Annotated in this window: 17 protein-coding genes; 1 reads left to right on the top strand and 16 read right to left on the bottom strand. The window is 32.2% G+C overall.

The window, feature by feature from the left end; all coding sequences use genetic code 11:
- Positions 1–13 precede the first annotated feature (13 nt).
- From BUB77_RS15305 to BUB77_RS15360, 12 genes are all read right to left on the bottom strand, one after another.
- Positions 14–1,198: a glycosyltransferase family 4 protein gene (locus tag BUB77_RS15305; protein ID WP_073277455.1), complete on the bottom strand. Its 1,185-nt coding sequence runs from the start codon at positions 1,196–1,198 to the stop codon at positions 14–16.
- 14 nt (positions 1,199–1,212) lie between these two features.
- The gene (locus BUB77_RS15310) at positions 1,213–2,388 is read right to left on the bottom strand and encodes a glycosyltransferase family 4 protein (protein WP_073277457.1); all 1,176 of its coding nucleotides are present in this window, start codon (positions 2,386–2,388) and stop codon (positions 1,213–1,215) included.
- 1 nt (position 2,389) lies between these two features.
- Positions 2,390–3,469: a glycosyltransferase gene (locus BUB77_RS15315; protein ID WP_073277459.1), complete on the bottom strand. Its 1,080-nt coding sequence runs from the start codon at positions 3,467–3,469 to the stop codon at positions 2,390–2,392.
- A gap of 1 nt (position 3,470) precedes the next feature.
- Positions 3,471–4,097 (bottom strand): hypothetical protein, encoded by a 627-nt coding sequence (locus BUB77_RS15320; RefSeq protein WP_073277461.1) that lies wholly within the window; start codon positions 4,095–4,097, stop codon positions 3,471–3,473.
- A 57-nt stretch (positions 4,098–4,154) separates the two neighbouring features.
- Positions 4,155–6,629, bottom strand: coding sequence for a methyltransferase domain-containing protein (locus BUB77_RS15325; RefSeq protein ID WP_073277463.1), 2,475 nt, complete (start codon positions 6,627–6,629; stop codon positions 4,155–4,157).
- A 23-nt stretch (positions 6,630–6,652) separates the two neighbouring features.
- Positions 6,653–7,945 carry an ABC transporter ATP-binding protein gene (locus BUB77_RS15330; RefSeq protein ID WP_073277464.1) on the bottom strand — a complete coding sequence of 431 codons (1,293 nt, stop codon included), beginning with the start codon at positions 7,943–7,945 and terminating at the stop codon, positions 6,653–6,655.
- Between the two features lie 2 nt (positions 7,946–7,947).
- A complete protein-coding gene (locus BUB77_RS15335; protein ID WP_073277466.1) occupies positions 7,948–8,724 on the bottom strand; it encodes an ABC transporter permease in 777 nt (258 codons plus the stop codon).
- Between the two features lie 7 nt (positions 8,725–8,731).
- Entirely contained in the window at positions 8,732–9,895 is a 1,164-nt protein-coding gene (locus tag BUB77_RS15340; protein WP_073277468.1) for a glycosyltransferase family 4 protein, read from the bottom strand.
- A 21-nt stretch (positions 9,896–9,916) separates the two neighbouring features.
- Positions 9,917–11,182 carry a glycosyltransferase gene (locus BUB77_RS15345; RefSeq protein WP_073277470.1) on the bottom strand — a complete coding sequence of 422 codons (1,266 nt, stop codon included), beginning with the start codon at positions 11,180–11,182 and terminating at the stop codon, positions 9,917–9,919.
- Positions 11,182–12,366, bottom strand: a complete 1,185-nt coding sequence (locus BUB77_RS15350; protein ID WP_073277472.1) for a glycosyltransferase family 4 protein — start codon at positions 12,364–12,366, stop codon at positions 11,182–11,184. Before BUB77_RS15350 ends, BUB77_RS15345 begins: the two co-directional genes overlap by 1 nt.
- Before the next feature lie 72 nt (positions 12,367–12,438).
- A complete protein-coding gene (locus tag BUB77_RS15355; protein WP_073277474.1) occupies positions 12,439–13,233 on the bottom strand; it encodes an NAD-dependent epimerase/dehydratase family protein in 795 nt (264 codons plus the stop codon).
- Positions 13,205–13,834 (bottom strand): sugar transferase, encoded by a 630-nt coding sequence (locus BUB77_RS15360; RefSeq protein WP_073277476.1) that lies wholly within the window; start codon positions 13,832–13,834, stop codon positions 13,205–13,207. The genes BUB77_RS15355 and BUB77_RS15360 overlap by 29 nt, the downstream gene beginning before the upstream one ends.
- A gap of 183 nt (positions 13,835–14,017) precedes the next feature.
- Between BUB77_RS15360 and BUB77_RS15365 the strand changes: the two genes are divergently transcribed.
- Positions 14,018–15,832, top strand: a complete 1,815-nt coding sequence (locus BUB77_RS15365; RefSeq protein ID WP_073277478.1) for an O-antigen ligase family protein — start codon at positions 14,018–14,020, stop codon at positions 15,830–15,832.
- Between the two features lie 302 nt (positions 15,833–16,134).
- On the opposite strand, the gene BUB77_RS15370 is transcribed toward BUB77_RS15365, so the two are convergent.
- The 4 genes from BUB77_RS15370 to BUB77_RS15385 all read right to left on the bottom strand — a co-directional run bounded on the left by BUB77_RS15370 (position 16,135) and on the right by BUB77_RS15385 (position 22,903).
- Positions 16,135–16,869, bottom strand: a complete 735-nt coding sequence (locus BUB77_RS15370) for an ABC transporter ATP-binding protein (protein ID WP_073277480.1) — start codon at positions 16,867–16,869, stop codon at positions 16,135–16,137.
- Positions 16,870–16,889: 20 nt separating this feature from the next.
- Positions 16,890–17,669 (bottom strand): ABC transporter permease, encoded by a 780-nt coding sequence (locus BUB77_RS15375; protein ID WP_073277481.1) that lies wholly within the window; start codon positions 17,667–17,669, stop codon positions 16,890–16,892.
- A 69-nt stretch (positions 17,670–17,738) separates the two neighbouring features.
- Positions 17,739–19,961: a polysaccharide pyruvyl transferase family protein gene (locus BUB77_RS15380; protein ID WP_073277482.1), complete on the bottom strand. Its 2,223-nt coding sequence runs from the start codon at positions 19,959–19,961 to the stop codon at positions 17,739–17,741.
- Positions 19,961–22,903, bottom strand: coding sequence for a CDP-glycerol glycerophosphotransferase family protein (locus tag BUB77_RS15385; RefSeq protein ID WP_073277484.1), 2,943 nt, complete (start codon positions 22,901–22,903; stop codon positions 19,961–19,963). The genes BUB77_RS15380 and BUB77_RS15385 overlap by 1 nt, the downstream gene beginning before the upstream one ends.
- Positions 22,904–23,065 lie beyond the last annotated feature (162 nt).

Genomic DNA, 23,065 nt, shown 5'->3' on the forward strand with positions numbered 1-23,065 from the left:
TAGATATATATATCTATAATTCTATCTTACTAAAAAAATTTTTATATTTCATTATAATTATATTCCAATCAAAATTATTCCTTACATACTCATTTCCTCTATTCCCCATATCTTTTGATTTTGCTGGATTATTAAGTAAATATTCTATACATCCTTCAAATTCCCAATAATCAGCAAAGTACAATCCCCCATTTGAATCTTTAACAAAGTGCTTAGTTACTTCACAATTATTATGTACTATTACTGGTCTGTGGCACAACCAACTTTCCATTATAACCAACGAAAAACTTTCATTTATAGATGGCTGGCATAAACATAAAGCAGCGCTATATGCATCATATTTATCTTGAAGAGGCAGAAAACCTAAATCTAAAACATCACTTTTAAAAGTGTCTGGAATATTTATCGTTCCGCCTCCTAGTAAAACTAATTTTAAATTACTTTTTTTTCTCTTTTTATATTGAATAAAATACTTTATAAGTAAGTCAACATTTTTTCCAACATCTTTTCTGCCAGCATATAATATAAATGGATCTTGTATATTATATTTTTGTCTGAACCGATTTTCATCATATTCAATATCAATCTCCAAACCTAAACCCGGAGTGCATTGATTTACATTAGACAAATCATATACTTGATTAGCCAAGACACATTCAGGTTTTGCATTAAAAATCATACCAGCTACTTTTGAAAATAATTCTTTGAATATGCCTAAATACATATAACTTTCGTCGTGGAAGCAAGGTATTAATATAGATTTATCAGGACAAATTTTAACACCAAAGTATGTAGTCCCAAACATATATGGAATGTAAATAAAAAGCTCATATTCATTTACATTTTGTTCTATATATTTATATAAATCAGGGCTATTTACCATTTCTTGTATAAATATTAATTCTTCCTCTTTCGTTATAGGTATATGATTAATGAGTTTATAATTAACCTCATCAAATTTTTTTACATCTCTTTTACTTACCGAAAACCGTTTTACTGGAATACCATTAATATGTACCTCTCCTGGTTTGTGAAAGTTCTCATTCCAATCACTAGAAAATTCTTTCACACAAGTTGTTAATATTTCTAAATTTATCCCGGATGCAAATAAATGCTGTGTGATACCTCTTAATGCCATCTCAGCACCACCGGGTATTTTTTCACCAAACCAGGGAGTTACAAATGCTAGTTTTTTCATGATTAACTCCTCCTCTATTTGATGCTTTGGATAATTGTTTTAAATCTTTCTATGATAGTATTCCACTGATAATTCTTTATAATATATTCTTTTGCATTCTTCTTCATCTGCTGATATATCCCATCATATTTAAATATATAGTTTAGTATTTCTTCAAACTCAAAATAATTATGATAATACAATCCTGCTTTACTTTTTATACAATGTCCTTTTAGAACCTCACATTTGCCATTAACAACAACCGGAACAGAAATAGCCATCGCTTCTAATACCGATATGGATAAACTTTCAAATTCGGAGGGTAAAATTAATACTTTTGCTCCTGCTAATCCATTAAATTTATCTTCGTCGCTAACAAAACCTAAGCTAATAATATCTGGGTGGTTAGGGACTTCCATAACTTCTTTTCCCATTAATATTAACTTCAAGTCACTAGTGTTATGCCTCTTTTTATATTCTGTAAAATAACGAAATAACCAATCACAATTTTTACCGTAATCTATACGTCCGACATAGATGATATACTCGTTTAGTATTTTATATTTACTGCGGAATTCACCTGCTTTAATAACGTCAGGTACATCAATTCCTGCCCCCAATACGTCATTATAAATATGTTTATTTAGAAATTTATTCTGTACAAAATTTTTTTCCTCTTCGGTAAGATAGACAATAGCTTTAGGAAGATTGAATATTTTATTATAAATTTGAAAATAAGCATATGGCTCATCATGTGCAGTAGGTATAAGTATTGCTTTTTCTGCTACTAATGGTAATCCTGTCACTGTAAGATAATATAAGTATGTAACAAAGATAAAGACATCATAATCATTTCGATACGTTTCTATATATTTAATTAAATCTATTGATAGAGGCCCTTGTTCCTCTGTCCAACGTGTTTCCAATTCTTCATTATGAACAGGACTGGTTAATAATTCTGCATTTATATTATTAAACTTTTTCATGTCCCTCGTTCTTTTTACAGAAAACCTTCTTACAGGAATGCCGTCTACATTTTGTAAGCCTTCTGGATAATAGTCAGCCCATGTCATATAATCGATTGCTCTTGTTGTCAAGATTTCGATTTCATAATAATCTTTTAATTTACTAGCAATTTGTCTGGTATAAAATTCAGAACCACCATTTACCTCTAATCCATATCTTTGATTTATTATGGCAATTTTTTGCATCTCATTTTTCCTTAACTAAATTTTGGAAGTACTGTAACAACTTCGTTTTTATAGTATCATATTCAAAGTCTTTCAAACGAATTTTTTGGTTTTGAATCACATTATTTCTTAACTCTTTATCTGTCATTAATGTATGTATTAGTTCAGCAACAACAATTGGATTTTTCTCCTTTATTAGTAGACCACTTCCCCCCAAAGTAAATCCTATAGCAGAGCTGTCATATGCAATAATCGGAATATTAAAATACATAGCTTCTACAAGGGGTACACAAAATCCTTCGTGCTCACTCATACATAAGAATATATCTGCCACTTTATAATAAGCAATTATTTCATCAAACTTGATATGTCCTGTAAAAATAACATCCTGTAAGTTTAAAGAGGATACATATTGGGTAAGCTGCTCATAATAGTTCTCCATACCAGTATAAGAGCCTATAAATATCAGTCTGGAATTAGAATTTATATAGTTTTTGTAATAATAAAATGCTCTTATTATATCTTCTTGCTTCTTATTAGGTGCTATTCTACCTGTAAAAATAATGTTAACAGTTCCATTTGTATTAAACCTCCGTAGGATATCTTTATTAGCAGTTGTACTATAATCATTTAAAGGTATTAAAATAGGTAGAACATCAATAGGGCAGCTATAATTCATATTTATTAAATCCTGTTTATTAAAATCGGAGTCAGCAATGCAGTAATCAACTTTATCCGACAAATAAATTGCATCTTTTAAGCCTTCTTGACATAACTGCTGCCCTCCTCTGCTATAACCACGAAAAAATTCTGGAGGAGTAATATTATGATATATAACTATTTTTTTACATTTAAATTTTGGAATATCATGCACCATCTTAGATCCAGTAGATAAATGATAAATAATTACATCATTTTCTTCTATATCAAAAGGTATATTTTTATAAGCACTTACTAATCCTTTAGGCAGTCTGGAGTCAATATTTTCAGCATATATACTGGTTTTATAATGATTTTCATGGAACACCTTATTTATTGCCAGAGCATCATTACTTACCGCGTCTCCATAAGCAAGGGTGGGTAGTATTTGAAATACCTTCATTTTACACCTCCTTGCTTTTTTCAAGTTGAAATTCTAATTTATCTAAATTTAGATTGACACGCTCAACCTTATCCGTTAATGTAGAGATATCTTTCTTCGATATATTATATTCTTTTTCTACTTCTTGTAATCGATTCTTCAGTTTTTGGTTTTCCATAAGAACTTCTGCATATTTAATTTCAATTAATTTTAACTCTTTCTTTATATTTTTATTGAACTCATAATTTAAATCCTCTATCATCTGAGTTGAATTTGATTGACTTTTTATAAACTGTGACACTTGATTCAGGCTTCTGGTAACAGAATTATTAAAATCTTGTTGCCCTTCAATAATTGGTACTATGTAAAATCGGATACACTTTCTAATAACCTTTTTTAAAAATACTATAGGTTTCTTCAATTTTCCATGAGCTTGAATTTCACGTTCTATTCTCACATTGCAATTTTGATTAACATAAGATAAATTTTCGTCTAATTCACGCATTTCAAATTCTTCAGTATAACCTGTGTTATTACTTGATATGTCTTCAAAACTAAGTAGGTTTGTATTATAATTCTTTCTCTTAATATTACATCTTATTGTTTCCATTATTTTTTCTATGTCAATATCTATCATTTGTTCTTCCATATTATTTCTCACCTCGTTTTATTTTATACTATCATTCCGGTAGCATATAATTGTATTTTATTTTTTTATCGCGATTACTGTCCAAGAAACCGGTTCTTCATCTATAGAACTTAATCCTATCGGTATTAAATAGTATAGAATAAAATTATTATCTGACAATTCTTTTTTTATAGTTTCTTCAGTCCAGAATACGTCATAGATATTATAATATCCCCAATTATCTCCATTCCTTTCCTTCATAGCGTAACGTATATTAGGAGCATCAAATACTAGCATTCCTTCATCATTAAGTGTGTTCCATATTTTATGATAAATGCTTTTTCGCTGTGCATAATCATAATGCCTAATATATCTAAAGGTTGTAATTACATCGAACTTATCTTCAATACTGTCTATAAAAAAATCACATATCTGAGTCTTTACATTATTGTGCCCGTATCTGTTCTTGACGATATTCAACATAGCCTGAGAACTATCAACTGCTGTGCAACTACCATATTTCAGATTTTCTTGTACAATTCTGCCGTCACCGCAAGCAATATCTAAAATTTTAATGTGTTCTTTCATATAACTTTCAAAAGCTATGTCAATTGATGTACGTTCAAAAGCATCGAAATAATTAAACGGAAATTGCAAGAATCTTTCTTCATTATATTTTTCTGCTATTTCTTCATTCTGGTAGTATTGTTTAATAGCATCATGTCCCTTCACCAAATATTTGCCTTTAATTTTCAGATAATCATCCCATTGACGTAGTGTGACAAAGTTATCCGACACATAATTTTCTGCAATATCCTCTACTACTCCAATTACTTTATTTGAATTGAATAGTGTTCTTACTAAATTGACACTAGCTTCATTTAAATAAAGCTGATAATTTGTGCGTAGGTTAAGTATGCCAGCAACCAGTGATTCTATTGTAGGTTCACACACCACTCCCATGCCATAGCTATTAAGAATTTCACTTATTCCTGAATTTTCTGTGCATATTACGGGTATTCCATTTATCAAGGCTTCTGCTGCTGATAGCGGGCACGCATGATTATAATCGATTGTCTTATACGGTATTATAATACTGTCAATTTCCGTATAGAATTTAACCATATCATACTTTCCAATATAAATCTGACAGTTTGAAAGACTTGTTAGTATCGCAGGTACTGGTAGATTTACATTTCTCCAAAGTATTTTAAATTGAACCTCTGGAATTTTTTCTATAACTCGACTCAATAATCCTACTCCTCGATCTTCATATTGTTCTTCAGACATTGGTGAGGAAGCAAATCCAAGTGTAAAAACCTCATTTGTACGCTTTTTAAAATTTTTAACATCAATACGTTCCGTATTAATTATTGGGTATTGTAATAAAACGTCTCTAAACCCTTCTGACTCCATTATACCAAGTGCTCGCTTCGAACTTACAATATAATGGTGCACTCCAAAATCATTTGCATGGCGAAGCTCCTCAATAGACTCATTATTTAATCCCTGAAAAGGATTTTGCGCTGTTAGTCGAACAAGCGTATGATATTTAAAAAAAACAGAATAATATTCAAATAGGATATGAGCAGCACTTGCACACAATATTAGTAAATTGGGCGATAGCGTTTCTATACAATCTGACAGCTTATTCTCCATAATATACATTATAGATTCATCATAATTACTCGGTGTTTTCTGTTTTTCAAGAGATATCAGTTTAACTTTATAGACACTTTCCTTTTTTAAAAGTTGGTATAAATCATACGTTTCATTTCTAATCGCTTCCATACCATATTCCTGCCGAAAACTTTTAATTATGATTACAATTAATCCGCCATTTTTATTAGAATTACTGATAGTTTTCTCTATATAATTTCTATAATTTTCATTTATTTTATCTAGATTATCATTTTGTAAGAATTCTAAATTACTTGAATCTATTTCATTCATTTTATTTAGATCCTGTTCTCTAGCTATTGAGATAATTTTTGTCTGCTTATCTTCTAGTTGCACTCTATATTCTGGCACAACATGTCTTTGATAATGCTCCATAGATAATCTTTGATGAAATACCGCTTCTTTCAATTGTTTATGCCTGTCATCATTCTCTTGTTTATATATAGCAAATTCTTCAGAGACTAGCTTTAGATTATTCTCTAAATCTTGAAGAGCAATCATCTGTTCATTATTGTCATCATCCAAATTTCTGATCGATTTATTTGTTTCTTCGGATATTAATTTATTTGTTTCCAGTACTTCTATAACTGACTTATTAAAACTATTTTGATGTTCTATTAAGGGTATAATAAACCACCCATAAGCTACTCTTAATACTTTTCGTAAAAGTCTTTTTAAAAAATATTTTTTCCCATATAAATCCCAATAGAAACTAAATCGGGAGTATTCTTTTGAATTTTCTAATTTTTCATTTTGTATATTATACAGATTCTTCAAGTACAGGATATGCTCTTCATTGGATAATTTAGTTTCTATACTTTTTGATATATCATCTTTCTTGATATTCGGATTGTGATTTTCTTTTGATTCCATCCCTACTCCTTTTTGTACATGTTTTATTCAAATTTCCATTCATGATCCAGATGAATAATACCTTCTTCATATATAGAGTTGTATATCGTAAATTTAATTGCATGACTTTTATAATCATATGCGAACATATGCTGAGAACGTATTGCAATATCTAGTATATACTCACCAGCTATTAAGTTAAGTTTATCAATATACAGGTTAATAACTCCCTCTTTTTTTAAATCAACCTTTATCCTTTCATTTTGTGTGTTCGTCCCATAGCTTATAATATTATCATTACGATATAACTTAAGCCCTATGATAGGCTCATCCAAAAGTTCAGGTTTAGATGAATATTTAATTTGCAATATAACTTTTTCTCCTGTTTTAAAACGATTACCTGTCCTGCCATCTTCATGAACTAACTCCGCTTGTATAATAGAAGCTATTTTATCAAGGCTTGAATCTTGTGATGTATCGTTAGGTTGATTAAACGTATTAACTTCTGTTGTTTTATCAGTATCTTTCTGGGGAGTGCTTGTAGTATTATCATCTTGTATTTTTTCTTTTTTTGATACTGTTTTATCAAAATTCCTATTCTTTTCTCCCATATAATCCATATATTGATAAACCACTTCAGATGGTACGTTATCCTTATATATCAAGCCTTCTTTAATCCAAATACAACGATCACATATTTGTTCAATTTGATTTAGAGAATGAGAGACTATTACTATAGTTGTACCTTTTGCCTTTATCTCTCTTAGTTTATTTAAACACTTAGACTGAAAATTGGCATCGCCAACAGCTAAAATCTCATCTATCAGCAACACTTCTGCATCCACATTGATAGCTACTGAAAATGCCAGTCTCATATACATACCTGAAGAATATGTTCTTACAGGATTGTCAAGATACTTACCTAATTCAGAAAATTCTATAATATCATTTATTCTATTATCAATTTCTTTTCTATTAAGTCCAAAAATAGAAGCATTTGTATATATATTTTCTCTTCCACTCATATCAGGATGGAAACCTGCACCTAACTCTATTAAACTCGAAACCCTTCCCATAATTTCTATAGTACCTTCATCAGGATACATAATTCTTGTTAATAGCTTCAAAGTTGTACTTTTACCGCAACCATTATGTCCTATTAAACCTACAGCTTCCCCTTTTTTAATATTAATACTAATACCATTTAGCACCCAGCGTTCTTCATAATGATTACGATTACGAAAAAGTATTCTTTCTTTTAAGCTTCTACCTTTATCATAATAAACTTTAAATTTCTTTTTCACATTTTTAACTTCAATTGAATTTTCACTATTCATTATTACAATTCCTCTGCGAAATGTCTTTTTAATTTGTTAAATACACAACATCCAAAAAACAAAATACCTATTCCCAATAATAATGCATGTCCTAATGTTTCAATCTCTGGTACTCTTTTATAATATAAAATATCCCTGTATGCTATTACTAAAGGAGTCATGGGATTTAAATTAAAAATGGGCATTATATTTTTAGGTACTTGATCAACACTATACATAATTGGAGTTAAATACATCCATATCATACCAGCTATCCCTAATATATACTCTAAATCCCTAAAATAAACTGTTAATGCAGAGACTAACATTGTTATGCCAAGAGCTAAAATCATTTCTACAATCATTATTAACGGAAGATATAATACTGCTTCTAAATTAATACCCGTACCTGACATAATTATTACCAAAAAGATAATTAAAAAAGTTAGTAGCATATTAATAAATTGGCTTATGACATAAGATAGTGGAAGCACTTCTCTAGGAAAATAAATTTTTTTCACCATATCCTGCTGTGCCATAATACAACTTGCGCCACCAGTTAAACATGTACTAAAAAAAAGCCATGGTACTAACGCAACAAACAAAAAAAGATAAAACTTATCAATACCTGTCTTCATAATGACTGAAAATACTATTGTATATACTACCAATTGTAGCAATGGATTTATAAAAGTCCAGAGAAATCCTAAAGCTGAACCTTTATATCTACCTCTTAAATCTCTTTTTACCAAGCTGTATATCATTTGCCTATAGGCATATAATTCTGTTAATGTATTCATAATTCACCTAACTTTTCCCCTCGTCCCAGACAAGTTTATTATATATTTTCATTAATTTATTGACAGCGGAACTCCACGTAAATTCCTTTGCTCTACTGATTCCCTTCTTGCTTAATTCTTTCCGTAGATTATCATTTCCCAATAATGTTTGTAGTGCATCACAGATATCTTCTACTTGATATGGGTCTATATAATACCCGGCATCACCTATTACCTCTGGCATTGAAGCTTGATTTGAAACTACTACTGGTGTTCCACATGCCATAGCTTCTAATGGTGGAATGCCAAAGCCCTCATATATAGATGGGAAAACAAAGAGTAAAGAACCCTTTAAAAGTTTTGGTGCTTCTGCTGCTTCTATATACCCTGTAAATATAATTTTTTCCTGTAAATTATAAAATTCCACCAAGCTTAATATTTTATCATACATCCAGCCTTTTTTTCCAGCTAGCACTAATAAAGGTGCATCATGTAATCGTTCAATTAATAATGCATATGCTTTTATTAGCCTTTCAATATTTTTCCTAGGTTCCAATGTACCTAAATACAATAAATAGTCCCCTGTAATGCCATATTTTCTCTTTACAGTTTGAACCTCAGTCTCTGTATAGTTTACATGGTAAATCGATGTGTCGACTCCACATGGCATAATAGATACCTTATTTTCTTCAACTTGCATATATTTGATGATTTCATTTTTACTAAATTCAGAAATAGTAATTATATGATCCGCTCTTTTACATGCTACGGATAAATTATAATCTAGCATTTTTTTATTTTTTTGATCGATAGTTTCCGGAAATGCTCTATAAACCATATCATAAATAAAAGTAACCGCCTTTCCATTCACTCCTGGTGGAACATCATAATTAAAAAATTGTGTTATCTGTGCTTTATTACCAAATAACCTTGAATAAGGTATTGGTATCACATTCCAGGCCCTTTTATATAAATAATTTGGTAGATATACACATTTTTTTAGTTTATACCCTAAATCAATATATTCTTCTACTATTTTTTTCTTTTCTCGGGCTTTATGGAAAGTGTAATAATTCAAGTAATATTCATTATTAAATTCCTTAATTATATTTTTAAGAATATGCTCAGAGGTCCAGCCTATCCCTGTTTTCTGTTTCTCAAATATAAGTTGTGCATCAAATGCTATTCTCATGGAATCTACCATCCTGATTATCTATTGTAATAATATAGTCTGTATTCTTTCTTCAATCTTTTCAACAGCTTGCTTCGCACCTAAAATTACTGCTATATGCTCTTGCGCTGCTTGCTTTATCATATGATAATATTCCTCCTGTTCAAATAATTTTAACATAAATTTTGAAGCTTCCTTCAAATCAGGATTAGCCCATCGATAGCCAGCTTTATAAATTCCACAGTCCTTTTCTATGGTAACCAGACTGTAATCCACGAGGCAAGAGTTTTCTTCAGTCATAAATTCCGTATTTGAGGACCAGTTAGTTGCTATTGTAGGCGTTCCTAATAGCATTGCTTCTGCTAATACCAGTCCAAAGCCTTCTGCTCTATGTAATGAAATCAAGACATCTGCGCATTTTATCAGACTATTTACCTGGATCTTTTGCATGATATCTGTTATAAAATATACATTCTTATATTCTTTTGTCTTATCCTTAATGATATCTAAATCCATTTTTTGCATATTATTGATTTTAATAATCAACCCAACATTCTCATTTTCTACTGGATATGCTATTTTATATGCTTCTATCGCACCTAAAGGATTTTTACGTTCAATGGTGCTCCCGCTATCATACATAATCAAATATAAAAATTTTTCTTCTGGCAACTTAAAATATTCTCTATTATATTTTTCTTCAGTTGGTACTGTAATATAATAAGGTATTGTTATAACAGGTTTATCTGTCTTCTTCCTAATACTATTGCTGGCAAATTCTGAAGGAGTCCATATTTCATCCAAATAAGGTAAGCAGCTTGTCCATTCATCAGGGAATTCTTCCAATTCCCATAACCAAAAAGCAATATTATAGCGGAAGTCCCATGTACATTTATCTAATTGCAGATATGCCAGTCCCAATTCATAAGGATTAATATGTATTATATTAATATTATACTTAGCTTCTGCTGCCAGTTTATTATCCCATGTATGGTCATTCATATGAAGAGCACTTACTTGCACATAATTAAGTACTATAAAATCAATATTTGAAGCTTCTAATTCGTTTGCAAGAAGCCGACAGCTTTGCCCTAATCCAATTTCTGCCCTTATATTTCCTATAAGATTAATACCGTCCACATACTTTTCTTTATTAAATGGTTCAATCTGTAACCTATCTATTCGCTTATAGCTACTATCTATAATCAGTTGTTTAACCTTTCTAAGAAATGCAATTGGTAATATTCGTATTAAAAAAGGTTTTAACTTATCTGATAATTTTAATAACACTTTTGATAAATTAACCATTATTTATCCTTTTCTTCATCTATTAGATATTTAGTTAAAGCTGATTTTATATTATCATATCCAAAATACTTACACACATAATTTCTTGCATTAACTCCTATTTCCAATAGTTCTTCCCTTTTTTCTATGCTAATCCAACATTCTAATTTTTGTATAAAATCGTCTGTGTCTTCTGCTATAATTATTTCATCCCCAGACAAATGTGTGAGGCCATAAGCTCCTTGCCTTGTTGTAATCACCGCTTTCCCCAGATACATCGATTCAATAATTTTATTTTGTAATCCCGAGCCACTTATCATTGGTGCCACCACCAGAGTAGCTTCTTGTAAAATTATGGCTGGATTTTCAACAAATCCCAACACTTCTATTCCATCCACTTTATTTAATTCCTTAATTTCATTAGTTGGTTCACCACCAATAATTCGAAACCTAATATCTGATACTTTATCCCTGACTGCTGGAAAAATCTCATTAGCAAAATATAATACGGCATTAATATTAGGTTCATAACGCATTAATCCCATGAATACAATAGAACAACCTCTTATTTCTACCGAAGGATCATATCCTATATCTCTTACATAATTAGGTATGACCTTTATAAGATTATCCACACCCATTTCCTTAACATAGTTCTTATCATATTCTGATATAAGAATTGCTTTGGTAAAACTTTTATATATTTGCTTTTCATACTTACTCAAACGTCTATATTCCAAATTATACAGAATATGTTTGAAACCCTTGGACAATATTAGTTTGTTAAAATAATTTAATGACACTGCATCAACACCATCTATTATTCTGATTAAATTATTGTATTTCATTACATAGGATGCCGTTCTAATATGTATACAAAATATATAATCATAATTTCCAATATTCTTATCTATCCATTTTTGCATCTTTTTACTATAAAAATATCCACTTTGAAATGGCATTGATAAAAATAAATAACTATAAATTGCATTGATAAAATGCTCTGCTTTACTAATTGGAAATCTGACTACTTTATTGCAATACTTATCTAACTCATTAAATTCTTTTCCCATATCATCAATATAAGCCAAATCAATAACAAAGCTATCTGATAAAATTTTCAAATCTTGAAATATCCTTATCTTATCTCCACTAACAACAGGGAGAGGTGCTCGATAACTTAACAATAATACCTTTTTCATCATGGTATAATTTCCTTATCACTAATAATTTAACCATTACTTTTCTAATCACTTAGATAACTATAAAAGTCAATATTATATCAATATATCAATATCATAATAAAGATCACCAAACATTTTATTAATAATTCCAACCCTTTTTTCTAGATACCTAATGAAACCGTTAAAAATCATTGTAAGATAAGTTTTTTTTCCCATTCTTTTTCTTATATCTATGATTTGTGCACAAGTATCTCCATATTCTTTATCTTGAGGATAAAAAAGGCCCTCTTTTGCATGCAATATTATATCTAGCAAATAATAATTTAATTTATCAACGTGAATCTTACTTCTTTTGTTATGATAGTTTGGGAATACAGGCGTAAATGCCGCAAGCTTACTAAGCCTTTGATAATTACCTTTACATCCTTCTCCATATACCATAGGTGAACGGATAATGGCAATTTTAAAGTCTATATTTTTGAATTTTTGGATGTCGTCTTCAGCATACAATTTTGATCTTCCATATAATGATAAAGGCTTAGGAATAGTATCCTTGGTAATACATCCATTAATATCACCATATACTGCGACTGTACTCATGAATATAAACTGCTTGACATGGTTATCTTTCGCTTTACTGGCAATTGATACAGGTAAATTATGATTAATTTTTTCGTAGAGATCTTTCATTTTTTTATTTTCTTTTCTATGTACAATCGCAGATAAATGCAGCACCGTATCATATAAAGAAAAATCCACCTTCTCCCATGATCCATCTGCTGCACTTACCATATCTATCTCTATCAATTTTTCATTAAGTGAACCTACATATTCATAAAATTTCTTCCCTATGTAACTATTAGCTCCAATTACCAGTACTCTCTTCATAAAATTTCTTTACCTCACAAGTTCCTTCTCTGACGCCTTTATGCTTAAATACACAATAAAACGTTTTAAAGATACAGGATAAGTCAAATAGAAAACTCATCTTATTAATGTATTCACCGTCATATTCAGCTTTTATTGGTATCGGAAGCTCATCACGCCCATTAACCTGTGCCAAGCCAGTTAGCCCTGGTCTTATGGAATTAGCCCTATATTTATCCCTTTCTTCTATCAAATCATACTGATTCCAAAGTGCCGGCCTCGGACCTACAAATGACATGTCCCCTTTTAAGATATTTATTAACTGCGGCAATTCATCCAGGCTGCTTTTTCTAAGGAATTTACCAATTCCAGTTATGTATAGTTCCGGATTCTGTAATAAATGTGTTGGCACATCACCAGGAGTTGATGACTTCATAGTCCGAAATTTTAATATGTAGAACTCTTTTTTATTCCTTCCAATTCTTTTCTGCTTATATAATACAGGCCCTTTTGATGTTAATTTTACTAAAAGTGCTATCATAAGTAGAAGCCACGAAAATAACACAGTGGTAACAAATGCACCTACAAAATCTATAATCCGTTTAAAATACTTAATATACATAGGCCGTACTTACCATCCTTTTATAATAACTCAATTATAATTAATACCCCCAGAAATTACAAGCATTTTTGACTAATCTTTACTAAATGACTTAATATCTTAAGAAACTCTATATACTCTTGTAAATAATTAGTTCAAGTATTAAAATAGATACCATATTACATAACAAATAAGGAGTTTATAATGAAGTCGAATCTTTCTAACAAAGGGAACAATAAACATTATAAAAATGCTGGAACATCAAATACAGCTATTCAACTTTTTCCGATTATATTCATTATCGCTATTCTGCCTCTAATAATACGCTCTTATGAATATAATCCCAAATTAAACCAATACCCTTGGTTTAGTGATATTACTGAATATATGGATACTTTTTTGTATTATAAGCAAATCTTCTTTATAATAACTTGTACAATTATGCTTCTGGCAATAATATACAAGTTTTTCACTAATAACCGAAAGTTACAATTTTCTGCTATCCTATACCCTATGTTTATTTACGGATTGCTTGCATTTCTATCAACTTTATTTTCCAAGCATCCTTCCTATGGATTTAGCGGTTCCTTTGAGCAATTTGAGTCGGTTTTTGTGCTACTTGGTTATGTGATTGTTTTAGCTTACACTTTTCTTTATATTAAAACAGAAAACGATTTAAAAAAAATCAATCACTATTTTTTAATTGGTATCATAGTACTTGGCATACTTGGTCTATTTCAGGCATTTGGACATGACTTAATCAGAACAAATTTTATGAAGAAACTTTACATACCCAGTTCTGATTGGGGAAACCTAGACTCTATTACCTTCAATTTTCCATTAAAAACCGCTTTTCTTACATTATATAACCCAAATTATGTAGGTGTATATACCTCCTTTGTCATTCCTATTCTCATAAGTCTTCTGATTACGGAGAAAAATATAAAATACAGAATTACTTACGTATTTGCTCTACTATGTATGATAATTTCACTAATATCTTCTGGTTCTGCTGCAGGGTTACTCAGCTCCATAATTACCGTATTTGCTACAATTATTATATTCAGAAAAAAATTATTTAAACATAAAAAAATTGCGATTGGTATTACGCTTATATTATCCACTGCTGTATTATGTTTATTTTTCCTTAAATTTGATACTATAACATCAGCTGTTAACAGTAAATTTTCGTTAGTGAAATCTACATATAATATTTCTGACATTAAAACCGATAAAGATTTGGAGCTCACATATAAAGGGAATAAACTTTTATTAAATTATACTTTTGATAATTCACAGATTGACTTAACATTGAAGGATTCCAATAATAATACTCTTCCCTATCATACAGAGAGTATTTCATACCAGATGCAAATAGATGATGAACGCTATAAAAACATTACTATAACACCGGTTATGTACAATAATGTTTTATGTATGAATCTAATAATAGAAGGGAAGGATTGGGTATTTACAAACCAGACAGGTGATGGTACCTTCTATTATTTAAATACAAAAGGGAAATTTGATAAAATGGTAACTGCTGACTCTGCAATATTTACTGGCTATGAAAAGCTTATATCTGGAAGAGGCTATATCTGGTCCAGATCAATACCATTATTAAAAAATAACATCATTCTAGGTGGTGGTGCTGACAGTTTTGTATTCGAATTTCCACAGAATGATTACCTTAATTATTATAATTCAGGTTTTGAAGGGCAGACTTTGACAAAGCCTCATAGCTTATACTTACAGGTAGGAATACAGACAGGACTATTATCCCTTATCGCAATGCTTGTATTTTACATTATGTACTTTATATCAAGTATTCGTTTATACCTCAAATGTAATTTTGATTCCTATTGGGAAAAGACCGGTGCTGCCTATTTCCTTGGTAGTATTTCTTATATGATTGTTTGTATTTCAAATGATTCTACTGTTACAGTAGCTCCCGTTTTCTGGACTATTATAGGTATCGGAGTGGCCATCAACTATAAATTATCAAAAGGCTCCGTATAGGTGCGGAAATTAAACTGGTGTGAAAACCCATATTCATTAATTTATACTCATAACAAAATCCCGCTGTTGTATCCAGCGGGATTTTTTATATCGAATAGAATTTATATAAAATTAACTTATAAGAATTTGATTTTTCCGCACGATTATATAAAATCCCTGTTCACAGTTAGTGCGAGATTCTGAGAATGAAATCTCCAAAGTAGATTTGGTTATTTGCCTTATCTACTTTGGAGATATCATATCCGAATCCCTCCCCATTTACATTAACTATTCCTATCAATTCTGTTTAGCTTAAGCAACCACTAACTCGTCTTTTCCTCATATATCTTACTTACATCCCCAATATCTCCGGATGCTATAATCTCTCCCTTTTCCAAAAGTATTGCCTTATTGCATATCTTCTGAACCTGGGCCAAAGAATGTGATACAAAAAGTACAGTAACTCCCTTATCAAACATAGATTGAATCTTTTTCTCACATTTCTTCTTAAACTTAGCATCTCCAACTGATAAAACTTCATCCAATATCAGTACATCAGGTTCTACGATAGTTGCTATAGCAAAGCCTAATCTGGATTTCATACCGGAGGAATAATTCTTAAGGGGTACATCGATAAATTTACCAAGCTCGGAAAATTCTATTATTTCATTATATTTCTCAGCTATAAAATCCCTTGGATATCCCAGAACCGCACCATAAAGATAGATATTCTCCGCACCGGTGTATTCCGGCTCAAATCCTGCTCCTAATTCCAGCAAAGGGGCAATCTTACCCTTTACAGTAAGAGTGCCTTCTGTGGGCTTTAACACACCGGCAATAATCTTAAGGAGTGTACTCTTTCCTGCTCCGTTCAAACCAAGTATCCCCAGACGGTCTCCTTTTTCAACCGTCAGGTTGATATCCCTCAGTGCCCAGAACTCTGTATACTTTAATTGACGCTTTACAAACTTAATAAAATATTCTTTCAGGTTATCTACCTTCTGAGAAGCCAGATTAAACCGCATACTTACATTATTAACTTCTACTGCTGTTTTCATGTCGAACTCCTTTCCAGATATTATACATGCAATATGAACTCATCCTGTTTCTTATAGAAGATAATTAATCCGAAAATTAAAAATCCAATACTGAATAAAGCGGATAATTTCAATGCTCTCATATCCAAAGGCTGACCAAAAATAGCATTTCGGAAGTTAACAATTACGTTATAGAGAGGATTAATTTCTAACAGCCAGCCATATCCGTTCTCAATAATTCTTTCTACCGGATAAAAGATAGCTGATGTGTACATGATTAACATTAATGCTACGGACCAAATATATTCCAGATCTCTGAAAAATACTGAAAATGTGGCAAGAATCAATCCGATTCCATAACACATTACTGGCAGCATTATTAAAGGTATAATTGCCTCAAACAGATAAAGCGTGGGTCTGACATTGAGTACAATTCCTACTCCAACCAGTACGATCAAGGATATCAGGAAAGTAATGTAGTCACTTAATACACTGGAAAGCGGATACATATACTTTGGTACATATACTTTCTTAATCATGCTGCTATGGGAGCGGATCGATTTCATGGATACTTTTGTACTATTGGAAAAGAACGAATACATTAACCTTCCTGAAAGTATGTAGATAGGAAAGGTCGGGTCACTACTTCTGTGCAACAAGCTGCCGAATACAATAGTAAGTACTATCATAGTCAGTAATGGCTCAATTAATGTCCACAAAATTCCCAGGTAGGAATGTCTGTATTTTAAGGTTACTCCCTTTTTTACCAGTTCACCTAATAAAAAACGATATTTTTTAAAATTACTAAAATGTTTTTTCAAATTAACACCTTGGCCTTTCGTAGAAAGTACTTACAGAATTTAATAAAGCTGCATAAGCAGTCGTACCTATTATTGTTTTAAATCATTACAGCTTTCCAACAACTGCTCAATAGGCTCTTTATCCAGCCTTCCAAAAAACTCCATGCGTTCCGGTTTATATGGATTGGGTTTCTTATGATTCTTACGGAAGGCGTCTCTGATATTGCTTTCCTTAAAGCGGAAATTGTCTTTTATTCCATTCCAGAGAGCTTCGCCTCTCTCGTTATTTACAAGTAAAAGGCTTGCTCCTTTATTATCATACATGGATGGATCAATATCTTTTATTCCCCAGAAATCTCCCATGGTTATATCCCCGACACGGTTTTTGTGGGTAAAACCGCACTTGCTGCAGCAAGGTCTGGAAATATAATCTTTGGTAAACGACCGATAGTAATCATTTTTTCTGGTATTCACTGTTATGGATTTGCCGCTGGCAAATTCAATAACCATACTGGCATCGGTGCTCAGCCAGCCTTTGCTCTTATTACGAAACTGCAAATTCGTAACCTTTGAACCGTGCTTCTTATTCAGGTAATCGATATATTGACGATATACCTTCGGAGACGGTGATGCATGGCATAAGATTTCACTGATAAACAAATTTTCATAGTCCTTCTTAAGATAGGAACGAAGACCGGCACATTCACAGGGGAGGCCCGAGTACAGAACTGTCCTTCCTTCTGCTAAAAGTTTTTTTATCTTAGGAAACATGCCTTCGAAATCACTCTTAACATATTTTGAACCTAAGAATGGTTTAACATCCTCCATGGTATATGCAATATCAGATATGGCATTCATATCTTCATCATATCTGACACCAACAACTGCACCTTTCTTTTCTTCTATTACATATCTGGCTGCTTCCGGAAATATAGCCCCTGAAGACGAACCAAGGCGCACCTCTTCCTCCTTGTTTATTGCACAATAAACCTTAGGAAAGGACTTTTCATAGGAAATAATATGCTCATGTTTACGGATACAAGCTCTACTGCATGCACCGCAGTTAATGCATTTTTCATCTGCTACCGGATACATAAATCCTTCCTTGTCCGGCACCATTGTAATAGCACCAACAGGACAAATTTCTTTGCAGGCTCTGCAGCCATAACAGTCCATCTTACTAATGTCGGTAGGACATTGTACTTTTGTCTGGATGTTATTGTTATTCAGTGCATCAATTAAAAATGAAAGTGAGAATTCTCTTAATTCCAATATTCTTTTCCTTAGCTTCTCCGGTTCCAGAATCTTAAATTGTTCAAAATCCTTAAATTCTTCCTTGCTGTAAAGCAAGTGAGAATCTAATTCCAGGGATGCAAGCAAGTCTACTGTTCTGCTTCCGGTATTTGAATGAAGCATGGAAACAAATGGTGTTTCGTAGATAATGGAAAACACCGTGCCATGAAAGGAATTTGTTATAACATATTCCGCATTTTCGATTAAACCGAGAAAATCTCCCGGTGCACTGGTATAACAACTGCCTATTTCATTTCTAAACAGTTTACCCGGTCTTCTCTGTATGATGGGAAGTCCGGTTGCAGTAGATACTCTATTGGCGAAAGCAATTACCTCAGGATTATGTTCCATCATATAAACAAAAATATACTTTTCCTTCATAGAAGGAACTGTTTTTATGACCTCATAATCTTCTTTTGGCAATAGAAGGGTAGGATCCAATACAACATCCACCGGTCGGCCGGCAAGCTCTTTCACCGCTTTCACCGCACTCTTCTCTCTTACCGATATTGAGGTAAAGCTTTTTAAGCTATTACGAATCCTATCATGATAGATAGGAAGAAGATAATCTTTTCCTATACTGGCTGCATAGGATATTTTTATCTTTCCAGAATTAACAAAATCTAAAAAGTAGGCTGGATCAAAACCGCCTATATGCTCGCTATTCCATACCTGATCACTGCCTACAATGTAAGCATCCAGATCTAATGATGCATCCGCAAGCTCCTGATAATCTGTATAATCTCCAACCAAATCAAATTGTTTTTGGATAAAATGCGTGTAATTCTTAAATCTTTGCAGACTTCTGGGATTGTCATGCTTAAGCTTTAATTCTGCAAGCCTCTTCCTGATACCTTCCTTTCCCTTTAAAGGATTATATAAATCATCAATAATAGGGGGATGATAATTAACCACGTATGCATCTATATGATTATTTTTAAGCACCCTTTGTAAAGCCCATGTCTGAAGACTTGCTCCAAAATTATGGGCGCTGTGAAATGTAATGACACCAGCCTTCACTATTTTGCCTCCTTTAGCAGCATTTCAAGATGAATTGGTGATTCCTCTGATACTATAACATTTACTTTATTTCTCAATTCTTCCACGCTTTTAAGTTTATTCATGGAAGACGGAATAACAACTGTTGTGTAATTGCCCAGGTGTTTTAGAGCATACTCCACGTTTTTGCGGTACTTCTTATTTTTCTGATATTTCAATTCGTCAAAATCAGAAAAATAATATATCTTCCTGTTAGCAAGAAGTTCAAACTGATGAAGCAATAGCAAATCCATACCGGAATAATTAATTACCGTATCAAAGCTGATATTCCCATAATTCTTGAGATTCTCTCTCTTAACCAAGCTTGCTAATTTTCTTCTTGTAAATTTTGTTTCAATCCCAAATCTGAAAGTCATTGCAAAGGCTGCATATTCCAGGAAAGTATTATTCCTTCCTGTTGACAAAGGAATATATCCGATGTTTTTATGAAGCAGGGATAAGTTTCTGGAGTGCTTCTTTAACGCACCGGCTTTGAAATTTAAATAAATATGACTGTTTTCATCCTTATGCTTGTTAAGGTCATTTATGAACTGCAGATTTTCTCTTGTATCACGCAGGTTTTTTATATTTATCAGAGTATTTGTTCTTTTGTTTTTTGAATAATCTTCCGTTAAAAGTCCTGATTCCTGATTTAAAAACATGGTATCGCATACCTTTTTGGCACAATCAGCTGAATCCAGACTGCAGAATCTTTCGTAAAACTTAGGATACTCATGCTCTTCCTTATTGATTTCCTTTACAAGCTCTTTCACTGTATCGACCTTTGGTAAATCCATCTCATCTAGACCGATATAGATTCCTCTGTCACCTAAATATTCTTCCCTGTCATAGGTAAACAGGATAATCTTCTTACCCGAAACCGCATAGTCGAACATAATGCTGGAATAATCGGTAATCAGCATATCACTGGCATTTAAGAAGTCATAGCTCTCATAAGCCCCGGGAAATTCCCTTACATGAAGAAGCTCTCTATAGTTAATTTCATTTTTTACAAATGGATGCAGCTTAACATACAATATCTGATTCGGTTTTAACTTCCGGTCAAGATAAGCCAGGTAGCCAAATATCTTAGAAACCTGTTCTTTATTTTGCTTCTTGTGTAAAAGTCCTCTCCAGGTGGGCATATACACAATAACCTGTTTATCTGTTAAAAAGCATTCTTTTCGTATCTGTTCCCTTCTCTCTGTACGATAAAAGCTTGAATTTCTGGGATATCCCGATAAGAGTACTTTTCCCTTATATGCTTCTTCCAGCATGTAATCTTCAAAGAAGACATTCTTTGAAAATTCGTTCTGATACAAAAGATAATCTGCTATATAAAAATTTCTCTGGACATTACCAAGACCGTACTCACGGTCTTGTACTATTCTACCCATGGCTTTTAACGGCGTACCATGCCAGGTATTCAAATATACCTGCTCCGGCCTCTTGATATAATAAGGCGGAAAACTGGTATCTGTTATTAAATATTTTGCCGAAGCCAGTGCCCTTAAATATTCATCTGAGTGAAGCTCTATAAACTTCACATAGTTGATGCCATAGTTATAAAGCAGCTCCTCATAAGTATCAAACAGCTCCTTCTTAAGAACAAGATTAATACAATAATCCCTATATGCTCCGTGCTTGCATTCATATATCATATTAAAGATATTGCCCGCCAGGTCCTCGCCATGCTTGGACTCAAATAAAATATACTTTTCCCTGACAGGAAGCTTTTCAAAATACTTCGTATAGCGCATATCAGCAGGCAGGTGGAATAATTTATAGATTTTAAGCTTTTTAATTTTATTTTTAATAAAGGTAATCTTTTTACGGCTTTTCTTAAATTTTGTCCACTTTTTTTGGAGGTTATGCCATTTGTCCTTGATTTTTTGAAGAATTCTTACTAGTCTGCCTGGCAAACGATCTCTCAGCGAAACATATCGGATAGCTTTTTTTCTGTCAACATAATGCTTCAGATGCTTCTTTAATGACTGAGAAGCAGTGTATTTAAGATAATGATTTCCCGGCCATTCAGGTATTTCCCTGTCCAGAAAATCCTGTGTAGCATTTATAATATCTATTTTTAAAGGCAGCTGCCCCTTTTTTTCATCAGAATAAAAAGACTCATAACGGTAAAAAAAATGCCTTATACAGACATATTCCAATTCTTCTCTAAAGGTATCATAGAGTTTATGCTCCTTCATAAATTGAAACAACAACCCAAAGGATTTCACAATGTCTTTTGTTGCTTCGGAAAAACTATTCAGAAACCCGACCTGCGTTGTCTTTCTATAATTATATAGGGGTTCAGGAACAACACCAATGCTTTCTGCAATTGCCATTACTTCAAAAGCAAGTACAAGATCCTCAAATCGGATACCTTCCGGAAATCTTATATCCTTTAACAGTTCTCTCTTAAATAGCTTGTCCCAGGGGAAAGGCGATGCATGCACCAGCTCAAATTTCCTCTCGGACATTTTATAATTCTGATTCATATAGAAGACCTTCATCTCTTTTTTCTGAAGCTCTTCCTTTCCTGGAACCTCATAAACATTATACCTGGCACACAGAACCAAATCATTGTTATCTGTAATTGCTTTGGTATAAAGCTTTTCTGCCATATCAAGCTCTATAAAATCATCACTGTCTACGAACATAATATATTCGCCGACCGCTCTGTCTAATCCATAATTACGGGCATGACTTACACCCCTGTTTTCCGTAGTGAATACTCGCACTTTAACGGGATACTTCTTTTCATATTTTTCTAAAATCTTGATGCTGTTATCAGGGCTGCCGTCATTGACCACTATAACCTCAATGTCCTCTAAGCTCTGATGGACCAGACTTTCCATACAAACTGTAAGGTATTTCTCTACATTGTAAACAGGTACAATGATGCTTACCTTAACTTCATTCATTTCTAAACTCCTCCTAAGGGTCTAATTGCCACTAAATTGGATTTTATCATAGAAAATGGGAGAATGCAATAATTATTAAGGATTCTTAAGGAACTGGCTGATATGATAATGTATAAAAAAAGAACCAGAGAAGCCTGGACTTCTCTGATTCTTTTATTATAT

It is taken from the genome of Anaerocolumna jejuensis DSM 15929 (genome assembly GCF_900142215.1).
Taxonomy (GTDB): domain Bacteria; phylum Bacillota; class Clostridia; order Lachnospirales; family Lachnospiraceae; genus Anaerocolumna; species Anaerocolumna jejuensis.

Excerpts from the sequence above, each read along its gene's own strand:
- BUB77_RS15305 (WP_073277455.1), bottom strand. The coding sequence starts at position 1,198 with ATGAAAAAACTAGCATTTGTAACTCCCTGGTTTGGTGAAAAAATACCC.
- BUB77_RS15310 (WP_073277457.1), bottom strand. The coding sequence starts at position 2,388 with ATGCAAAAAATTGCCATAATAAATCAAAGATATGGATTAGAGGTAAAT.
- BUB77_RS15315 (WP_073277459.1), bottom strand. The coding sequence starts at position 3,469 with ATGAAGGTATTTCAAATACTACCCACCCTTGCTTATGGAGACGCGGTA.
- BUB77_RS15320 (WP_073277461.1), bottom strand. The coding sequence starts at position 4,097 with ATGGAAGAACAAATGATAGATATTGACATAGAAAAAATAATGGAAACA.
- BUB77_RS15325 (WP_073277463.1), bottom strand. The coding sequence starts at position 6,629 with ATGGAATCAAAAGAAAATCACAATCCGAATATCAAGAAAGATGATATA.
- BUB77_RS15330 (WP_073277464.1), bottom strand. The coding sequence starts at position 7,945 with ATGAATAGTGAAAATTCAATTGAAGTTAAAAATGTGAAAAAGAAATTT.
- BUB77_RS15335 (WP_073277466.1), bottom strand. The coding sequence starts at position 8,724 with ATGAATACATTAACAGAATTATATGCCTATAGGCAAATGATATACAGC.
- BUB77_RS15340 (WP_073277468.1), bottom strand. The coding sequence starts at position 9,895 with ATGAGAATAGCATTTGATGCACAACTTATATTTGAGAAACAGAAAACA.
- BUB77_RS15345 (WP_073277470.1), bottom strand. The coding sequence starts at position 11,182 with ATGGTTAATTTATCAAAAGTGTTATTAAAATTATCAGATAAGTTAAAA.
- BUB77_RS15350 (WP_073277472.1), bottom strand. The coding sequence starts at position 12,366 with ATGATGAAAAAGGTATTATTGTTAAGTTATCGAGCACCTCTCCCTGTT.
- BUB77_RS15355 (WP_073277474.1), bottom strand. The coding sequence starts at position 13,233 with ATGAAGAGAGTACTGGTAATTGGAGCTAATAGTTACATAGGGAAGAAA.
- BUB77_RS15360 (WP_073277476.1), bottom strand. The coding sequence starts at position 13,834 with ATGTATATTAAGTATTTTAAACGGATTATAGATTTTGTAGGTGCATTT.
- BUB77_RS15365 (WP_073277478.1), top strand. The coding sequence starts at position 14,018 with ATGAAGTCGAATCTTTCTAACAAAGGGAACAATAAACATTATAAAAAT.
- BUB77_RS15370 (WP_073277480.1), bottom strand. The coding sequence starts at position 16,869 with ATGAAAACAGCAGTAGAAGTTAATAATGTAAGTATGCGGTTTAATCTG.
- BUB77_RS15385 (WP_073277484.1), bottom strand. The coding sequence starts at position 22,903 with ATGAATGAAGTTAAGGTAAGCATCATTGTACCTGTTTACAATGTAGAG.